We start from the raw sequence: 18,265 nt of genomic DNA, 5'->3' as shown, positions 1-18,265 counted from the left end.
GAGATGTTGAAGTAGTTCGCTTTCGCGAAAGCGAACCCTATTCAATCCTTACTACTTTTACTCGCTTTCCTCGTTATCGAACCTGCTCGCGTCGTATTCTGAATAGTACTGCTCTGCCACCTGAATGGTCACGTTCATAAGGTCTCTGGTCTCGAGCAACAAACCGAAGTATAGCGTGGTGTTTTTAGGAGACTCGTCAGTATTCTTTGTGCGCTTGACCTGCTTTTCAATCTTGCTGTCCACCAGTTGAAGCAACTCGCGCTTCTCGTAAATGATCTTCTCAAGACCGCTAAATTCCTTAGACTTAAAGATCTTTTTAGAATCGTCAAAAATCTTCTGAATGCGCTCAATGATCTCTTTTAAATCCTTGATCTGCGTAAACTTAAGGCTCTTGTGATTGTTGTTGATGTGGTCTGTACTGGAACGCGAGATGTATTCCAACGACTGGGAAATATCCTGTAAATGTCCCAACACGTCGATGTAGAATTTACTGGCTCCTATACTTTTTTCATCAAGGTTTTTGATAAAAAAGTAGATGTTGTTGCGCAAACCATCGATTTCTACCGCCAGTTTTTTGGTGGCCTTGCGACCCGATTTAAGACTACCCAGATCTTGGGTAATCAATCCTTCCAGCGTGTTGCTATACATATCTCTAGCACGTTTAAAGACGGTAGCGACCGTTTCAGAGCTTTCCTCGATAATTCCTTGTATGGTGTTGCTTTCGGCCTTTTGAAGCTCGTCAGTCACCTTTTGTTGTGTCTGTGATCGCTTGTGCATGATAAAACTGCGTGTGATCAAGACCACGGCAAGAACGACCAATCCTATAATAGCATAAAAGCCACCCCAATAAATGATATAGGCAAATATCGCAGCTGCGGTAAACGCACTAAAGGCAGTAAAGAACCAACCACCTATTACGTTAAGAACTCCAGCAATACGGTACACCGCGCTTTCTGTTCCCCAAGCTTTATCTGCCAGCGAGGTTCCCATAGCCACCATAAAGGTCACATAAGTCGTGGATAATGGTAACTTATAGGATGTTGCCAAAGAAATAAGTATACTTGCCACCATTAGGTTGACTGACGCTCTAACGTAGTCAAAGGCCGGTTTATCTGCATTTTTTGAAACGATTCCCAGCGATGGTGCCTTCTCAAATCTTTTTGAGATGTAGGCACTTGCTTTGGCAGGCATGATGCGTTCAACGCCTTCGGCGGCTAGAATGGAGTAACGTACAAGGTATCTAGACAAGGCGTTAGATTTGAAACGCTCTGTACCGCTGTCTTGTCTCGCGAGGTCTACAGAAGTCTTCACTACCGCTTGGGCTTTAGACGAGAACCATAAAGTCAATACCATTACAACACCCGCGAGTAGTAATAACCATCTCTGGCTAGGCAGTTGACCTGCAAGTGCATCCATGGTAAAGTCTGCTGGCGAACCTGCTGCAGACCATACGTTGTAGGCATCGTAGGCACCTATTGGCACACCAATGAAATTCACAAGGTCATTACCGGCAAAAGCCATCGCAAGACCAAAGGTTCCCAAAATGATAATCAGTTTATAGATATCCCATTTCAAGACGTACACATAGATCAAACTGAATACCAACCAAAATATGAATCCATAACCTAAAGTGGTATAAACGTCTGTCGTGTAATCAAATATAAAATTAAGCGCGCCCAGGTCTGCGCCTTTAAGTCCTTTGACAAGGATGAAGTAATACAAGCTGGTTAGGGAAAGACCGCCAAAAATACCGGCCAGAAAAGCGGGTCTTTTGCTGTAATTAAAGGTCAGCATCAATCGCGATAAAAACTGCACCAGCGCACCTATAGTAAAGGCAATAACCACCGATAGTAGGATGCCGCTAACAATCTCTATGGCCGTATCACTGGCGATATACTTGCCCAGATCCAGAAAAGTCTCTGTGTCGCTCTCGCCTATCTTGAGCAACGACATACAAACCGCGGCACCCAACAATTCAAAAACGATGGAAACCGTAGTGGATGTAGGCAATCCCATACTGTTGAAGAAGTCCAACAAGAGGACGTCTGTAATCATCACAGCCATAAAGACGATCATGATCTCGTCAAAGTAGAACTCACCTGGATTAAAGATTCCCTTACGTGCCACTTCCATCATACCGCTGCTGGATAGCGCGCCCAGCGCGATTCCCAGACTGGCAATGATCATGATGGTCTTGAAGCTTATGGCCTTGGAACCTATGGCACTGTTCAAGAAGTTTACCGCATCATTACTAACACCAACAACAAGGTCAGTGATCGCCAGACCGGCGAGAATGATGAGCATGTAGATATAAATGTCTCCCATTTTTATAGAAATATTAATCCGCAAAAATGGTCTTTTGCTGGAACTTGTACGTTATGATAAGGTTATAAATATAGGAGTGTTTTAGTTCGCTTTCACGAAAGCGTATTCCATACCAGCTTTACCGCAATAAAAAAGCTGCCCATTTGAAGGCAGCTTTCTTTAAATTAACATGCAGGATGTCTTTATTGATACTTAGTTTCTAGTCCAACCTGCACCCCAAGTGGCATAATCTGTACCTGTTGCATTTGCAGAGGTACCTTTTATAACATCAGCTTGAGTTGGTGCTGGGTTTGCGGTTCCTACTCCAGTTTCAAATCCATAAGAATACTCTGTAGTCACGTTTGTAAAGGCTACATCAGTAAACAATAAGTCGTCTGGTATGTTATCGCTTGTTCTGAAGGCAGACTCGTCATCTTCTACTACAACACCTCTACCTGTGTTTGATATTACGACATTTGTGAAGATTCCGCCAGATCCTGCACGAACTCTAAATGCTCTACTGTTGTCATTGTTACCAACAATACTTACGTTGCTCACGGTTGGTCTTGATAGTAAAGAAGTGTCTTCTAGAGAGAAATCTGTATTGAAACCATCCATTTCAAATCCACTGTCTCCATCTGCACTAGCTAGCTGCTCTACATAAACGTTAGACAAGTTACCTCTATAACCTTCTGTCCAGTCAATAGAATCGTCCTCTGCTCCAACTACTGAAACAAAATCAAGATTTACCGTACCACCAAAGAATTCGACACCATCATCGGATCCTAGGTAAACCTGAACGTGATCGATACTTGTTCCATTTCCAACTGCGTATAAAGAAAGACCGTTCAATTCTGCATTTCCGTCGATTGCTCCACCTGCATATTCAATACGTAGGTAAGAAATAGTTCCAGAATTATCAGCTACTTCATTACCACCATAAGAAAGTTGTCCAACTTCAGAAGTTGCAGTGTCTGTAGAACCAGCAGCAGTCGAATTGATAGGTGCATTTCCTAATATGATCAAGCCACCCCAATCTCCAGATTGAGGATCTGCTGCTGCAGAAGTCAATACGATAGGATTGCTTTGAGTACCGCGAGCATCAATTCTTGCTCCTTGCTGTATTGCGATATACGCATTAACACCTACTGGCTGTGCTTTAAGTGTAGTACCTGCAGGAATAGTAAGCGTGGTACCTCTACTCATCAACAATGGACCATTGATAAGATATTCTGTGTTTGCATCTAGTGTTAGATTCTCTGTGTAGACACCGCTAATATTCACAGCACCACTCGTACCTGTACCGCCATTATTTATGTTGATTACGATATCTGCAGTATCATCGCTCGTACAATTAGTAAGTGCAATAGCAGATAAAAACAGTATTAAAAGTTTATTCAGTTTCATTGCTTCAGTTTTTATTGATTATTTGATTGTTTTAGAATTTATATTTAAGACTCATGCCTAAGTTCACACCAACTTTAAAGCTACTTATGGTGATATCACCACTACTGGTTTCTTCTCTAACATACTCGATGTCAGGATTAAGTAGGTTTTTAGCGCTAAATTTCAGACTTAAGTTTTCAGATAAAGGACTGCTCCATACAAAATCAAGAGTCGTCACTGATTTTTCTACTATATCTCCCAAAGAACCAGCACCAATCGCAGAAATACGATCACTAAAATAGGATGCCACTAGCGATGCAGTAGGTTTGTAGGTATTAAAGGTTGGAGTATAAGTCAAGTCTGCATTGAATATAAATGGAGACGCGCCCTGCAGTTCAATCTCATCACGGTCGAAGGACGTGGTATAAGTCACGTTATCTCCTGATATATTTTTAAGATCCTGAGTGGTATGCGTGTAAGCCATGTTAAGGCCAGCAACTAATACATTGTCATCCTCTTGATCTTTGATGACTCCAATTCTAGTTTCCAATTCAACACCTACAACATCTGCACTATCACCAGTCCTGAAATAACGCTGTGTCCCAGTAGCATCTGCTGCAACAACTCTGTTGACAGGATCGTTAATTTGTTTGTAAAAACCTCCAACAGACAGCACTTCTGACTTATTGAAAAACCATTCAAATTTTAAGTCAACATTGTTAATGGTTGAGTAAGTTGGGCCGCTACCATCTCTACCACCAAGTAAGTCTGGGTTACCACCATATCTAACGGTTACATCTTCATAGACAAAAGGTGCCACTTCTTTAAACTCTGGTAATGAGGCTGTCTGACTGTATGATCCTCTCAAGTTGATATCATCAGTTAAGGCATATTTCAAGTTCAAGCTAGGTAACAAGATGTTTTCATAAACACTTCTCAAGCCTGGATCATTAGGTGGTAAATTCACTACGTCGTAAGTAATGCTTTGATCCCACGTTTCAAAGCGTAATCCTGGGATTACTAATAATTTACCTATGTTGATTTCTGCATTTGCGCTAACACCTTGGTAGCTCATCTCACCGTTATAGATATTTTCTGGCAGTCCTGGAACATTCGTGTTTCCAATTTCATTAGAAATAGGATTGAGTACTACAGTATTATAAACGCCATTCCCATCTGTATTTAGGTTATTCAAGTTGAAGATCGCATCAAGATTATTGACGTGAAGAACTGGAACGTCGCTTCCATTAAGTTCTACCTCATACCCATATCTATAAGACGTAAAATCTCTCTCCTTTACCTTACCGCTATAGCGCAGATTAAGCTTGACTTTATCATTTAATTTTTTCTCTACGTTAAGAAAACCAGTCCATTCGTCATCCTGAACTGCCTGAGTAAATCTCTGGTTATCAAAGGCAATGTTTGAGAATAAATTTGGATTTGTTGTAGGGTCATTATCAAGGGCAAACTGATAATCCTCAAGCGTATTTCTACGTCTGTCTGGTTCGTCAGAAAAAACTTTGTTGTACGCAGCTCCCCAATTGATTGTCCAACTATCTGTCACTTCATGCTCACCTAATAATTGGGTTACGTGAACTCTGTCTTGGTTGAACTGTGTGTTTCTTACAAAATATCCATCTTCACTATCGTTAGCATCACGATTAAAACCTAAACCATTGATACCATAATTAGAAACCTCATTTGCTGATTTGTTTACAAACAAATTCACCAACTTAAATCGATTATAGCTATCAATACTAAAATCAATGTTAGCCTGTGCGGTAGTTCTTGCCGTATAACTAAATTCTTCGACTGCAGGAAAGTCCACCTTTAGAACGTTTGTATAATCGCGCGCTACACCAGTCTGGAAATAAGAACCATTAGAAAAACTTGCAGATCCATAAATACTCAATCTCATATCGTTATTAAACTTAATGGTATGACCACCATCAATACTCGCGTCAATGTTCACTGGAGCATATCCATCTACTGGATCAAGACCATGGGATAATAAAACAGCAAATGGATCATTGTCATATTTATTGTAGTAACCAAAGAAACTCGCGCCATCCATTCTTAGAAAATCCTCTCCTATGGCATTAGTATTTGCACCACTTCCCAGTGAAATGTTGATGAAACTATTACCCGTATGTTTTTTAGATCTTACATTCACATTTCCTGCAGAAAAATCTCCAAAGAAACGGACGTCATATGCCTTACTCACATCAATACTCTCAATAACATCAGAAGAGAAAATATCAAGATCAATGTTTTTCTTATTCACATCAGTTGATGGAAGTGATAAACCATTTAAGGAGGAGTTTTGGTAGCGGTCACCTAAGCCTCGAACATAAACATTGCTGCTGCTTTCCTGTTTTGATACTCCAGATATTTTTGCAACTGCTCCAGAGGCATCACTTACCCCTTTTTGAGAAAGCTCTTCTGCACCAATAGACTGTACGATCGTTACTGATTTCTTTTGCTCTTGTAGCAAAGCCTCTGCGCTCTCGCGGGATTTCGTCACTGTTATGGATACCGCATCTAGAGATGCAGCCTCTGCACTCATCGCTACATCAACGGTTGTGGTAAATCCGTTTCTCACGACCACATCTGGGATCTCCACTGTCTTCATACCTACAAAGGAAACTACAAGAGTGTAAGTTCCTGCAGGAGCTGTGATGGTATACTTACCATCAATATCTGATTGAGCGCCATAGTTAGTGCCCTTTAATACCACAGACGCAAACGACACTGGTTCATCTGCAGTTTGAGAATCTTTGTCTGTAAGCAACCCATTTACCTTACCTGTTTGGGCAGAAGCCACCACAGTTATAAAAAAAGATAAAATGAAAATCAATCTGTTCATTACGCTTCGTTTTGAGGTTACAAAAAAACAATCTTAATGCACTTGGATAGGTTATTACAGTATTAGCTTTATGATCGGGATTGTTAAGAAACGGTTAAGCCATGTTATGCCCTTCATTTACCTTATGGTACTTATATTGCAACAAAAAATAATATGAACTGGCTACAGCTCCTTTCTCTTAAAAAACATGGCGACACCACGCCCAGGGACAGAAAGGATCAGGACGATTTGCGACTGGGTTTTGAGGTGGATTATGACCGTATTATTTTTTCCTCACAGTTCCGCAGTCTGCAGGATAAAACGCAGGTAATTCCTTTAAGCCAGACGGGTTTTGTGCATACAAGGTTGACGCATAGCCTAGAGGTTTCGGTAGTAGGGCGATCCTTGGGTCGTATGGCTGGAAAGCACCTGCTGGAAAAGCATCCAGAATTACAGGAAAACGGGTACCAGCATCAGGATTTTGGCGCCATTGTGGCAGCAGCAGCGCTGGCTCACGATATAGGAAATCCACCCTTCGGTCACAGTGGTGAAAAGGCTATAGGCAGTTATTTTGCCAGTGAGAAGGGAAATGCTTTGATGAGTTCGCTTTCGCGAAAGCAACAACAAGACCTGCTTGATTTTGAAGGAAATGCCAATGGATATCACCTGCTTAACAAAACGGTAGCTGGATCGCCAGGTGGTCTTAGACTTTCTTATGCGACCTTAGGAGCCTTTGTGAAATACCCGAAAGAGTCTTTGCCAAAGAAGCCCACCACACACATATCTCAAAAGAAATATGGAATTTTCCAGGCAGATGTGGAACATTTCAACGATGTCGCTCTAGAACTAGGACTTAATTCCACAGATGAGAATCAGCCATTTCATCGCCATCCATTGACCTACCTGGTTGAGGCTGCAGATGATATTTGCTACACTATTATTGATTTTGAAGATGCCATCAACTTAGGCCACATTGCCGAAGATCATGCGCTGGAACTGCTCATCAATCTCGTACGAGACAACATAAAAACGGACACCTACACGGCTCTGACCACCACGGCAGATCGCATCGCATATTTAAGATCTCTAGCCATTGGTAGCCTAATTACGGATTGCGTCAATGTATTTATGGACAGGCAAAATGCTCTATTGGATGGCAGTCTCACTACATCTCTTACAGATTTGTCCAGGTTCAAGCCACAAATTGAGGATATACTTTCCATTACTAGAGAGCAACTGTACCGCCATCCAGATGTAGTGGAGAAGGAAATTGCGGGATACAAGATATTGACGTCTATCCTTGACGCCGTAATCACAGCGAGTGTCAATCATTTGAATGGTCAAGTCTCCAGTTACGATCGATTGATTTTGGAAATTTTACCCGCATCCGCATTAGTTTCAGAAGGTCTATACGACAGATTACTAGCGGCTTGCTGTTATGTGGCATCACTCACTGATACCAAATCTTCCCGATTATTTCACATCATCAACGGGAAAATTTAAGATTATCATAAAACTGAGACCATACCATTCCCGTACCTTTAAATAATAAAATTTACAAATGAAAAAAATTATTCTCGCGTTCGTTTCTGTTGCGTTAGTAGCTTTTGTTACTTTCTTACTTATCGATTTTTCCTCTAATGACGGAGAAATCGATGTGATGAAACAAAAACGTGATAAACACAGAAATTTTCTTGCAGAATCGCCATTCAATGAAACAAAAAACCTCACTAAAACCGAGAGAAAGAAATTAGGCCTTCCTCCTAACGCTTACAATGAAAGACTTTGGGAGCTCACCATGAATCCAGATCTTGGGTATCCTACACCTTTTAAAGTTGAACCTTATGACGTTAATTTAATTCAACAAAAAGCAAGTCCTGGCTCAGTTACATCACCGTGGATAGAGCGTGGCCCTCTAAATGTTGGTGGTCGTACAAGAGTAGTGTTTTTTGATCCAAACGACGTCGGTGACAATAATGGTGATGGTGTGGACTATAATAGAGTATTTGCTGGTGGCGTAGGTGGTGGTCTATGGGTAAATAACAATATCAATAGCTTGACAAGTCAATGGAGTATTGTCTCTGGATTGGCTGCGAATTTGAGTGTAAGTGCATATGCAATAGATCCTAACGATTCCCAGACAATATATATAGGTACTGGAGAGCAATATACAGATGGCGCTGCAATAGGTAGTGGACTCTATAGAAGTATAGATGGTGGAGTCAACTGGGAAAATGTAGAAATTGAAGTCGCGGGTGATGAAAGTACGAGTAATGATGAATCTTTATTTAAAGCTGGAATTTTTCATATAAATGATATTATTGCAAGAGATGTTAGTGGCACAACTGAAGTATATGTCGCTGTTGGAGCAAGTCTATATTCTAGCCCCAATTTCAGCACTCAAAACCCGGTAAATTTTTTAGGCTTACGCAATGCAGGTATTTATCGCAGTATAGATAACGGTCAAAATTGGGCTAGAAACGAAAGCGCTATTTTAAAGATATTTACAGAAGATGGGAGATTCCCAGTTATACCTAACGATTTTGAGCTTTCAGCGGATGGAACTTTATATATGGGTTCCATTAATAGTCCAGGGATCAACACTGGTGGTGGTAGGATTTACAGAAGTGTAAATGGAACAACATGGAGTTTAGCTCAAAATATTGCAGGAGCTAGTCGCGTAGAAATTGCAACCTCTGCAACGGATTCTGACAAAATCTATGCTTTGGCTAATGTAACTGGTCAAGCAGATATATTCGTCACAGAAAATGGATTCTCAACTTTTTCCAATCTTAATGAACCTGATGATGCAGATAATGGGATTCCAGCGTCAGATTTTACTAGAGGACAGGCATTTTATGATTTAGTTATTGAAGTTAATCCAACTAATGATGACGAAGTTTATGTAGGTGGTATAAACATTCATCGTACGAGAAATGGCGGCGACACCTGGCAACAAATGTCAAAATGGTCTCAAAATCCTAACATGAACCAATTAAATGTACCTTTCGTTCATGCAGACATTCATGCAATCTCATTTCAACCCAATAATGTCAATAGAGCTTTAATAGGCTCTGATGGTGGTGTTTCTTTGGCTTTAAATTTAAATAAGAGCGTATTATCAGAAAATGATATTCAAAACAGAAATTTTGGATATAACGTAACACAATTTTACTATGGTGACATCAACCAAGTTGATTTTGAGGATGGAGATGATTTTTTAGGAGGAACGCAGGATAATGGTTCTCCTGTGATAGACAGGTCAGTCGTAGGACCATTAATTTCTCAATCTTTTGATCCTCTAGGAGGTGATGGTTCTTACAGCGCAATAGATGATGAAGGCGGTTATGCCATCCTAGGATATACTAGTAGAACTCATGCCTATTTTGAATATCCAATAACTCAATCGAGCTCTAGCTACTTTATATCTGACGAGAACGACGGTGATTTTATCAACGTAGCAGAACTTGATAGCCGTTTTGATATTCTTTTTGCTAATTCCAGAACATCAAGTGGTGCTAACTCAATCACTGCATGTCAATTAGGAGACAGTTCTGCTGAATGTACTGAAATAGTAGCTGGAGCAATTTCTCAAGGAAGACCTACTGCGATGACCGCATCACCTTTTTCTACCGGCAGCCCGACATTATTTGTTGGATCTCAAGATTCAAGATTTTTCAAAATTACAAATGCAAATTCCTCCACAGCAAGAACGGTGACCAACTTGACAGGTCCAGATTTTCTAGGTAGTGTGTCTGATATTGAGTTTGGAGAGACAGAATTGGAAATCTATGTTACCTTCCATAACTACGGTGTTAATAACGTGTGGTTCACCAACGATGGCGGGCTAACTTGGGCACAAAAGGATGGTAACCTTCCTGATATACCCGTGAAAGCTATTTTGAGAAACCCATTAGTGCCTAATGAGGTGATCATAGGTACTCAGCAAGGTATTTTTTCCACCACTGATTTTGATAGTGCAAGTCCTACCTGGACACCATCCATGAATGGTATGACTAATGTTCCTGTTTACGACTTAGACTTAAGAACTGCAGACAATACCGTTCTAGCGACCACTCATGGAAGAGGTTTGTTCACCGGTAAGTTCACTGCAGATACTGCCAGCATAACGGCGACTATAGATGAAAATCAATTAAAAGTGTTTCCAACTCAAGCTACCTCAGAGATATTTATTTCTACTAAGCTGAACTACAACAACGCAGATATTACCATTTTCAATCTTAATGGTCAGCAAGTGTATCAGCAAAAGAAATCCTTGTCTTCCAGCCGTCAACGCATTGACGTTTCTGGATTAAGCACTGGATTGTATCTATTGAAGGTGCGCGGCAACGGCATTGACCAGACCGTCAAATTCGTCAAGGAGTAATTAAAGGCTTTTGATAAGTCTCAACAAGGTCTCACGATCGATTCCTGCTATTTGTTGCAGGTCGCTTGTGGGACCTTGTTCTATAAAAGAATCTGGTAAACCTAGTTTGTGGATGGATCCTTTGTACGCTTTCGCGAAAGCGTAATCTCCAACAGTACTACCCATTCCACCTACCATGGTGCCATCCTCAATCGTGATAACATGATCATGATTTTCAAAAAGACTATCCAGCTGACTCTTATCCAACGGCTTCAAGAACCTCAAATCTAAATGTGTGATATCGAGCTTTTCTGAACCGATCAATTCTTGAACCATGACGCCTATAGTTCCTATACTGATCACTGCAACCTGTTTCCCTTTTTGCAGTAATCTAGATTGTCCTATTTCCAATTTTGAAAAAGACTTTTTCCAATCTAAAATAGACCCGCGACCTCGCGGATAACGTATGGCAATAGGAAGGTCCAAGCCCAATTGTGCGGTGTACATCATATCGCGCAATTCAATGGCGTCCATGGGTGCGGCGATAATCAAATCAGGAATACAATTAAGAAAGGCCAAATCGAAGGCACCGTGATGTGTCGCACCGTCTTGACCCACTAATCCAGCGCGGTCCAGACAAAACACGACTGGTAACTTTTGCAATGCGACATCATGGATCACCTGATCGTAGGCGCGCTGTAAAAAGGTGGAATAAATATTACAAAAAGGAATCAGTCCTTGGGCTGCCATTCCGGCTGCGAGCGTCACCGCATGTTGCTCTGCAATGCCCACATCAAAAGCACGATCTGGTAACGCATCCATCATGATTTTCATGGAGCTACCCGTCGGCATCGCCGGTGTGATTCCCACGATCTTTTCATTTTGTTGCGCCAGTTCTAATAGCGTATGCCCAAATACATCCTGAAACTTAGGCGGTAACTTACTGTCATCTTTGGTAGGAATATCACCGGTAATTTTATCAAACTTTCCAGGCGCATGGTACCGCACTTGATCAAGTTCGGCTTGTTTGAGGCCTTTGCCTTTTGTGGTTCGCACATGCAACAGTCGCGGTCCATCGAGAGTTTTTTGCCTTTCTAATTCCTTAACTAAGGCTGGAAGATCATGACCATCGATAGGTCCTGAATAATCAAAATTGAGGGATTCAAAAATGTTATCGCGACCTGTTTCCTTACCGCTTTTTGTTTTAGTCAAGTAATCTTTGAGCGCACCAACCGCCGGATCAATCCCTATCGCATTGTCATTAAGAATCACGAGCAAATCGGCACCGCTCACGCCAGCATGGTTGAGTGCCTCAAAGGCCATACCGCTGGCAATACTCGCATCGCCCACCACGGCAATATGCTTGTGGGATTCGGCTTTTAACTGGCTCGCCATCGCCATACCTAGCGCAGCGCTTATTGCTGTAGAACTGTGACCTACACCAAAGGTATCGTACTCACTTTCCGATCGCTTTGGGAATCCAGAAATGCCACCTAGTTCACGATTGGTGTGAAACACATCGCGGCGACCCGTCAATATTTTATGCCCATAAGCCTGATGGCCTACATCCCAAACCAGTAGATCTTGCGGTGTATCAAACACATAATGTAATGCAATGGTAAGCTCGACAACGCCCAAACTAGCGCCCAGATGACCTTCCTTTGCAGCCACAGCGGCGATGATAAACGCTCTCAATTCTTGAGCTAGAATGAGGAGTTCGCTTTCGCGAAAGCGTCTTAAATCAACCGGTGAATCAATCTGTGAAAGTAGGTTTTGTGCCATGATTCAAAGGTAATTCTTATTGAAACTGAATGCGAACTCCTATCTGAAATTTGAATTTCTTATTTCAGAATCCGTTGGAAGTTGTAATTACACGTACATTTATATCATGCTAGAACCTTTTGACGACGCCGTTTTCATGAAGAAAGCCCTGCAAGAGGCAGAAGCTGCACTGGATCGCGGAGAAATTCCTGTGGGTGCCGTAATCGTCACCGATAACCGCATCATCGCCAAAGGTCACAACCTCACAGAAACCCTAACAGACGTCACGGCTCATGCCGAAATGCAAGCCATCACCGCTGGATCCAGTTTTCTAGGTGGTAAATACTTAAAAGATTGCACGCTGTATGTAACGCTGGAGCCTTGCCAGATGTGTGCGGGCGCCTTGTACTGGTCTCAAATTTCAAGAATCGTCTTTGGTGCCAGTGATGACCATCGCGGGTATCGCAAAATGGGAACGCAGTTGCACCCAAAAACACAAGTTAGCCATGGGATTTTAGCCAGTGAATGTTCGCAAATTCTGGATGATTTTTTTAAAGCTAGAAGACGGTTGAACTAGTTCCACCTGCTTTTATCATCCCAATCCTCATCTTCTTCCTCTTCCTGCTCTTCTTTACTCTTGTTATTGAAGTTGAATTTTGACAAATCCTTGTTCTTGTATCGCACTACAATAAACGCAGGCATCAATATGAGAAACATAAACAAGGTAGAAAAGCCGACAAGTTTGTTCCCTAATACAGGATCGCCATTATTCACAAAATAAAAACCCAATCCTATCACACCTAGCGTGCATAGAAGAAGAATCCCAATAAATTTTGTGGCGTTCAAGTTAGGCTCTGGATTTATTTAGACGGTCACTTTCAAGTTAAGTTCCTTCAACTGCTCATCGTCAATTTTTGATGGTGCGTCAATCATGACATCACGGCCATTATTGTTTTTAGGGAACGCGATAAAATCACGTATGGTTTCCTGACCACCTAAAATGGACACCAATCGGTCAAAGCCAAAAGCCAGTCCTGCGTGCGGTGGCGCTCCATATTCAAAAGCATCCATCAAAAAGCCAAATTGCGCTCGAGCTTCTTCTGGTGTGAATCCTAGATGATCAAACATCAAAGACTGCAGTTTTTTATCAAATATCCTTACAGATCCGCCACCTATCTCGTTACCGTTAAGGACAAGGTCGTAGGCATTTGCTCTCACATTTCCAGGATCTGTTGATAGTTTCTCGATATCTTCTGGTTTGGGCGATGTAAATGGATGGTGCATCGCGTGGTAGCGGTTGGTTTCTTCATCCCATTCCAGCAATGGGAAATCCACTACCCATAATGGAGCAAATTCATCGGCTTTTCTTAGGCCTAGACGCTCTGCCATTTCCATTCTTAGGGCACTCAATTGCGCTCTAGTTTTGTTAGCTGGTCCAGAAAGTACACATATCAAATCGCCTGGTTGTGCGCCAGTGGCTTCAGCCCATTGAGCAAGATCTTCCTGATTGTAAAACTTGTCAACACTGGACTTGAAAGTACCGTCTTCGTTGTATTTGGCATAGACCATTCCCATAGCGCCTACCTGTGGGCGCTTTACCCAGTCGATCAATCCGTCGATTTCCTTTCTAGTCATGGATGCACCGCTAGGAACTGCGATGGCGACAACTAATTCGGCTTCATTGAAGATTTTGAAGTCTCTCGCTTTCGCGAAAGCGGAAATATCTCCAAACTCCATCCCAAAACGAATGTCTGGTTTATCGTTACCGTACTTCTCCATCGCCTGCTGGTAGGTCATGCGAGGAAATTCTGTCACATCCACATTTTTCACTTTTTTAAGCAAGTGGCGTGTCATCTCTTCAAAAATATTGAGCACATCTTCCTGCTCTACAAAGGACATCTCGCAGTCAATTTGCGTAAACTCTGGCTGGCGATCTGCTCGCAAATCCTCATCCCTAAAGCATTTCACGATCTGGAAATATTTGTCCAATCCACCTACCATAAGCAGTTGCTTAAAGGTTTGTGGCGATTGTGGTAGGGCATAAAATTGGCCTTCATTCATTCTGGATGGCACCACAAAATCACGGGCACCTTCTGGAGTGGATTTGATCAGCACTGGTGTTTCCACCTCAACAAAATCTTTACCTGCAAGGAAATTGCGCACCTCCATGGCAACCTTGGAACGGAAGATCAGATTCTCACGCACAGGATTGCGACGTATATCCAGATAACGGTATTTCATACGCAGTTCCTCACCACCATCGGTTTTATCCTCTATGGTAAAAGGCGGCGTTTTTGACTCGCTCAATACTTTGAGTTCGTTTACAAGAATCTCGACATCGCCAGTAGGCATTTTGTCGTTTTTAGATTCACGTTCAATAACGGTTCCTTTGACCTGGATCACAAACTCGCGTCCTAGTTTTTGAGCTTGTTCGAGTACAGCTTTGTCGGAACGTTCTTCATCAAAGATCAATTGCGTGATGCCGTATCGATCTCTTAAATCTACCCAAACCATGAATCCTTTATCGCGGCTCTTTTGAACCCAACCGGCAAGTGTAACTTCCTTATTGATATCGCTGGAGCGCAAGCTGCCACAATCGTGTGATCTGTACATAATTAATTCTTGTAATAAGCCTGCAAAAATAAGCCGATTCTACCCATTTTATAGCTTAAACATACAGAGAATAGCTACCAAAATAGTTCAAAACCCTATTTAACGGTGTTTAATATTTATGTTTAACTGTTGATTGTCAGCGGTTTGTATACGTAATGTAAATTTAATGTTATCTAATGATGTATTTAATGTATATTTATGTTTAAATTTGAATGAATTAAACGGCATAACTATGAAGAATTTATTGATCCTATCTGTGATGATGTTAAGCATGATCACATTTGCACAAGAAGTTAAGCCCAAATTTGACCAGTTAAAAGATGGCAAGATTGCGGCAACTTATTTCCACGAAGATGGAACCATAGCCCAACAAGGCTTTTTCCTGAACAACAAACGACACGGTGAGTGGATAAGCTACAACAAAGAAGGCCAGAAGACAGCGCAGGCAGAATTCGATAACGGTAAGAAAACTGGAAAATGGTTTATCTGGAACGGTGATGAATTGACTGAGGTTGATTACCAAAACAACCAGATTGCATCTGTAAACACGTGGATCGATAAAGATCCAGTAGCAAGCAACAAGCCGTAATTGGTAAAAACACATTTAGTAAAAACCGCCTTTCTTATTTGAAAGGCGGTTTTTTTGTAGAACCGTTTTAAAAATGATACAGTGCACTGCAATTTATATGCACTTTTAACGACTTAATCTTAACACAGTTTTGTTTAATAAAATATGCAGAAACATTAAACAGACTGTATCTTTACCTAAAGAATTGATATTATGGCGACTGTGAAGAAAACGACTACAAAAAAGACGACCCAAAAAAAGGAAATCAATCGTCAAGATGTGATTACCGCTTATATGGAATACGTGCTTGAGCATGAGAAGACTCCTAAAAGTGTGTTCAAATTTGCTAAGGATAACAACATGACTGAAGCCGATTTCTACGGTTTTTTTGGAAGTTTTGAAGGTTTACGCAAAGAGATCTGGAATACCTTCTTTACCATGACCATGGATGTGGCTCATAAAAGCGAGGATTACCACAGCTTTTCCAACCGTGAGAAAATGCTCACCTTTTTCTATACGTTCTTTGAATTATTAACACTCAACCGCAGTTATGTCCTGTTTGCATTGCAAGAGAACCAGCACATGATGAGCAAGATGGAACAGCTTAAAGGTTTGCGCAAACACGTGAAAGGTTTTGCCAAAGAATTGATTCAGGATCGTAATGAGAACAAGACCAACATCCTTTTGGAACGCTCTGAAACTATATATAGCGAAGGTGCATGGGTTCAAATGTTATTCCTACTCAAATTCTGGATGGACGACGACAGTGCTGGTTTTGAGAAAACAGATATGGCGATCGAGAAGTCGGTCAATACCATTTTTGATGTTTTTGATAACACACCACTAGATGCTGTCTTTGATTTTGGAAAGTTTTTGTGGAAAGAGCGAATGGCCTAAACTTATTTCCATCGGCTAAATTTTAAATATTACTGACTGTAGGTTGAAAATGATTTTAGAAAAGTTCGCTTTCGCGCCTGCCTGTCGGCAGACAGGAAAGCGATAACATCAACCAACAGCAGCACAAGATTCAGTGATCTGAATTCATAATCAAGCAATGAAAACACTAGATAAAATACCCACCAGCAAAATAAGTCGCACAACAGAGCTTGTGAAGACTGGAGTGAAAATAGGTGGGAATTATCTTAAATATTATTCCAAGAAGGCTGTTTATCCAGGCATGGATCGCAGTGAGCTGGATGAAAATAATGCCAGCGATATTTATGACGGCTTGAAGAGTCTTAAGGGCAGCGCGCTCAAGGTCGCACAAATGCTGTCCATGGATAAAAGTTTATTGCCTGGCGCGTATGTAGAAAAGTTTAGCCTGGCTCAGTTTAGTGTGCCACCACTATCGGCACCGCTGGTACGCAAAACGTTCAAGCGCTATCAAGGAGCTTTTCCTGAAGAGATCTACGATACTTTTTCTAAGGATTCCATCAATGCCGCGAGCATTGGGCAAGTTCATAAAGCTACTAAAAACGGTAAGGAGCTCGCAGTTAAGATTCAGTATCCTGGTGTTGCAGATTCCATAAGTAGTGACCTTGCGATGGTAAAGCCTATTGCTATCAAGATGTTCAACTTAAAGGGTGAAGATTCCAAAAGATACTTTGCCGAGGTTGAAGACAAGCTCCTAGAAGAAACCGATTACAATCTTGAAGTTGAGCAAAGCATCGCTATAACTGAGGCTTGCTCGCACATACCTCATTTACATTTCCCTGAATACTACCCAGATCTATCCAGTAAACGCATCATCACGATGGACTGGATGAACGGCCAGCACTTGAGCGAATTTGCCCTAACCGAATTTGCTCAAGAAACTGGCAACAAACTGGGACAGACGTTATGGGATTTTTATATGTTCCAGATGCACGGCCTAAAAGCAGTTCATGCTGATCCACATCCTGGGAATTTCTTGATCTCAGAAAACAATGAGTTGATTGCGATTGACTTTGGTTGTATCAAGCAAATTCCAGATGAATTTTATCAGCCGTACTTTGAACTAGCGGTTCCTGCAAGTATCAATAATCCTGAAATCTTTGAGCAGAAACTTTATCAATTAGAGATTTTACGTGAGGACGATAGCGAGAAGGAAGTAAAGTATTTCTCTGCGTTGTTTCACGAGATGTTGAGTTTGTTTACCAAACCATTTCAAGAAGAAACCTTCAATTTTGCAGATGAATCCTTCTGGGATCAGATCAGTTCGCTTAGCGAGAAATACAGTAACGATAAAGAGTTGCGTAAAATGAATGGTAATCGTGGTAGCAAGCACTTTTTATACATTAACCGTACGTTCTTTGGTCTTTATAATTTGTTGCATGATCTAAAGGCAACCGTGAATACTCGGGATTATGTGCAGTATCTAAAAGACAAAGGATTTAAGAACCATCCAGCTTTATAAAGGATTTATTTATAAAACAAGAAACGC

Annotated in this window: 12 protein-coding genes; 6 read left to right on the top strand and 6 right to left on the bottom strand. The window is 41.4% G+C overall.

Annotation, left to right across the window (positions count from 1 at the left end):
- Window positions 1-57: 57 nt before the first annotated feature.
- The 3 genes from AAU57_RS03930 to AAU57_RS03920 form a co-directional block, all read right to left on the bottom strand.
- Window positions 58-2,325, bottom strand: coding sequence for an inorganic phosphate transporter (locus tag AAU57_RS03930; RefSeq protein ID WP_055411687.1), 2,268 nt, complete (start codon window positions 2,323-2,325; stop codon window positions 58-60).
- A 192-nt stretch (window positions 2,326-2,517) separates the two neighbouring features.
- Entirely contained in the window at window positions 2,518-3,711 is a 1,194-nt protein-coding gene (locus AAU57_RS03925) for a hypothetical protein (protein WP_055411686.1), read from the bottom strand.
- 31 nt (window positions 3,712-3,742) lie between these two features.
- Window positions 3,743-6,556, bottom strand: coding sequence for a TonB-dependent receptor (locus AAU57_RS03920; RefSeq protein WP_055411685.1), 2,814 nt, complete (start codon window positions 6,554-6,556; stop codon window positions 3,743-3,745).
- A 153-nt stretch (window positions 6,557-6,709) separates the two neighbouring features.
- On the opposite strand from AAU57_RS03920, the gene dgt reads away from it, so the two are divergent.
- Window positions 6,710-8,038, top strand: a complete 1,329-nt coding sequence (gene dgt / locus AAU57_RS03915; protein ID WP_055411684.1) for a dGTP triphosphohydrolase — start codon at window positions 6,710-6,712, stop codon at window positions 8,036-8,038.
- 58 nt (window positions 8,039-8,096) lie between these two features.
- The gene (locus tag AAU57_RS03910) at window positions 8,097-10,922 is read left to right on the top strand and encodes a T9SS type A sorting domain-containing protein (RefSeq protein WP_055411683.1); all 2,826 of its coding nucleotides are present in this window, start codon (window positions 8,097-8,099) and stop codon (window positions 10,920-10,922) included.
- Here the strand turns inward: AAU57_RS03910 and AAU57_RS03905 are convergent, their stop codons facing one another.
- Window positions 10,923-12,683: a 1-deoxy-D-xylulose-5-phosphate synthase gene (locus AAU57_RS03905; protein WP_055411682.1), complete on the bottom strand. Its 1,761-nt coding sequence runs from the start codon at window positions 12,681-12,683 to the stop codon at window positions 10,923-10,925. It lies immediately after the preceding gene.
- Window positions 12,684-12,789: 106 nt separating this feature from the next.
- On the opposite strand from AAU57_RS03905, the gene AAU57_RS03900 reads away from it, so the two are divergent.
- Window positions 12,790-13,239 carry a nucleoside deaminase gene (locus tag AAU57_RS03900; RefSeq protein ID WP_055413659.1) on the top strand — a complete coding sequence of 150 codons (450 nt, stop codon included), beginning with the start codon at window positions 12,790-12,792 and terminating at the stop codon, window positions 13,237-13,239.
- Here AAU57_RS03900 and AAU57_RS03895 read toward each other — a convergent pair.
- Together AAU57_RS03895 and aspS are read right to left on the bottom strand one after the other, a co-directional pair.
- A complete protein-coding gene (locus tag AAU57_RS03895) occupies window positions 13,236-13,508 on the bottom strand; it encodes a hypothetical protein (RefSeq protein WP_055411681.1) in 273 nt (90 codons plus the stop codon). The two genes, AAU57_RS03900 and AAU57_RS03895, sit on opposite strands and share 4 nt — an antisense overlap.
- 18 nt (window positions 13,509-13,526) lie before the next feature.
- Entirely contained in the window at window positions 13,527-15,275 is a 1,749-nt protein-coding gene (gene aspS / locus AAU57_RS03890) for an aspartate--tRNA ligase (RefSeq protein WP_055411680.1), read from the bottom strand.
- Window positions 15,276-15,507: 232 nt separating this feature from the next.
- On the opposite strand from aspS, the gene AAU57_RS03885 reads away from it, so the two are divergent.
- From AAU57_RS03885 to AAU57_RS03875, 3 genes are all read left to right on the top strand, one after another.
- The gene (locus tag AAU57_RS03885) at window positions 15,508-15,864 is read left to right on the top strand and encodes a toxin-antitoxin system YwqK family antitoxin (protein ID WP_055411679.1); all 357 of its coding nucleotides are present in this window, start codon (window positions 15,508-15,510) and stop codon (window positions 15,862-15,864) included.
- Between the two features lie 192 nt (window positions 15,865-16,056).
- A complete protein-coding gene (locus AAU57_RS03880) occupies window positions 16,057-16,740 on the top strand; it encodes a TetR family transcriptional regulator C-terminal domain-containing protein (RefSeq protein ID WP_055411678.1) in 684 nt (227 codons plus the stop codon).
- Window positions 16,741-16,897: 157 nt separating this feature from the next.
- Window positions 16,898-18,238 (top strand): ABC1 kinase family protein, encoded by a 1,341-nt coding sequence (locus tag AAU57_RS03875; RefSeq protein WP_055411677.1) that lies wholly within the window; start codon window positions 16,898-16,900, stop codon window positions 18,236-18,238.
- Window positions 18,239-18,265 lie beyond the last annotated feature (27 nt).

The sequence above is a fragment of the Nonlabens sp. YIK11 genome (assembly GCF_001413925.1).
Classification (GTDB): domain Bacteria; phylum Bacteroidota; class Bacteroidia; order Flavobacteriales; family Flavobacteriaceae; genus Nonlabens.
Note: the sequence above shows the minus strand (reverse complement) of the source record. Positions and strands in the feature narration are given on the sequence as shown.

Excerpts from the sequence above, each read along its gene's own strand:
- AAU57_RS03930 (WP_055411687.1), bottom strand. The coding sequence starts at position 2,325 with ATGGGAGACATTTATATCTACATGCTCATCATTCTCGCCGGTCTGGCG.
- AAU57_RS03925 (WP_055411686.1), bottom strand. The coding sequence starts at position 3,711 with ATGAAACTGAATAAACTTTTAATACTGTTTTTATCTGCTATTGCACTT.
- AAU57_RS03920 (WP_055411685.1), bottom strand. The coding sequence starts at position 6,556 with ATGAACAGATTGATTTTCATTTTATCTTTTTTTATAACTGTGGTGGCT.
- dgt (WP_055411684.1), top strand. The coding sequence starts at position 6,710 with ATGAACTGGCTACAGCTCCTTTCTCTTAAAAAACATGGCGACACCACG.
- AAU57_RS03910 (WP_055411683.1), top strand. The coding sequence starts at position 8,097 with ATGAAAAAAATTATTCTCGCGTTCGTTTCTGTTGCGTTAGTAGCTTTT.
- AAU57_RS03905 (WP_055411682.1), bottom strand. The coding sequence starts at position 12,683 with ATGGCACAAAACCTACTTTCACAGATTGATTCACCGGTTGATTTAAGA.
- AAU57_RS03900 (WP_055413659.1), top strand. The coding sequence starts at position 12,790 with ATGCTAGAACCTTTTGACGACGCCGTTTTCATGAAGAAAGCCCTGCAA.
- aspS (WP_055411680.1), bottom strand. The coding sequence starts at position 15,275 with ATGTACAGATCACACGATTGTGGCAGCTTGCGCTCCAGCGATATCAAT.
- AAU57_RS03885 (WP_055411679.1), top strand. The coding sequence starts at position 15,508 with ATGAAGAATTTATTGATCCTATCTGTGATGATGTTAAGCATGATCACA.
- AAU57_RS03880 (WP_055411678.1), top strand. The coding sequence starts at position 16,057 with ATGGCGACTGTGAAGAAAACGACTACAAAAAAGACGACCCAAAAAAAG.
- AAU57_RS03875 (WP_055411677.1), top strand. The coding sequence starts at position 16,898 with ATGAAAACACTAGATAAAATACCCACCAGCAAAATAAGTCGCACAACA.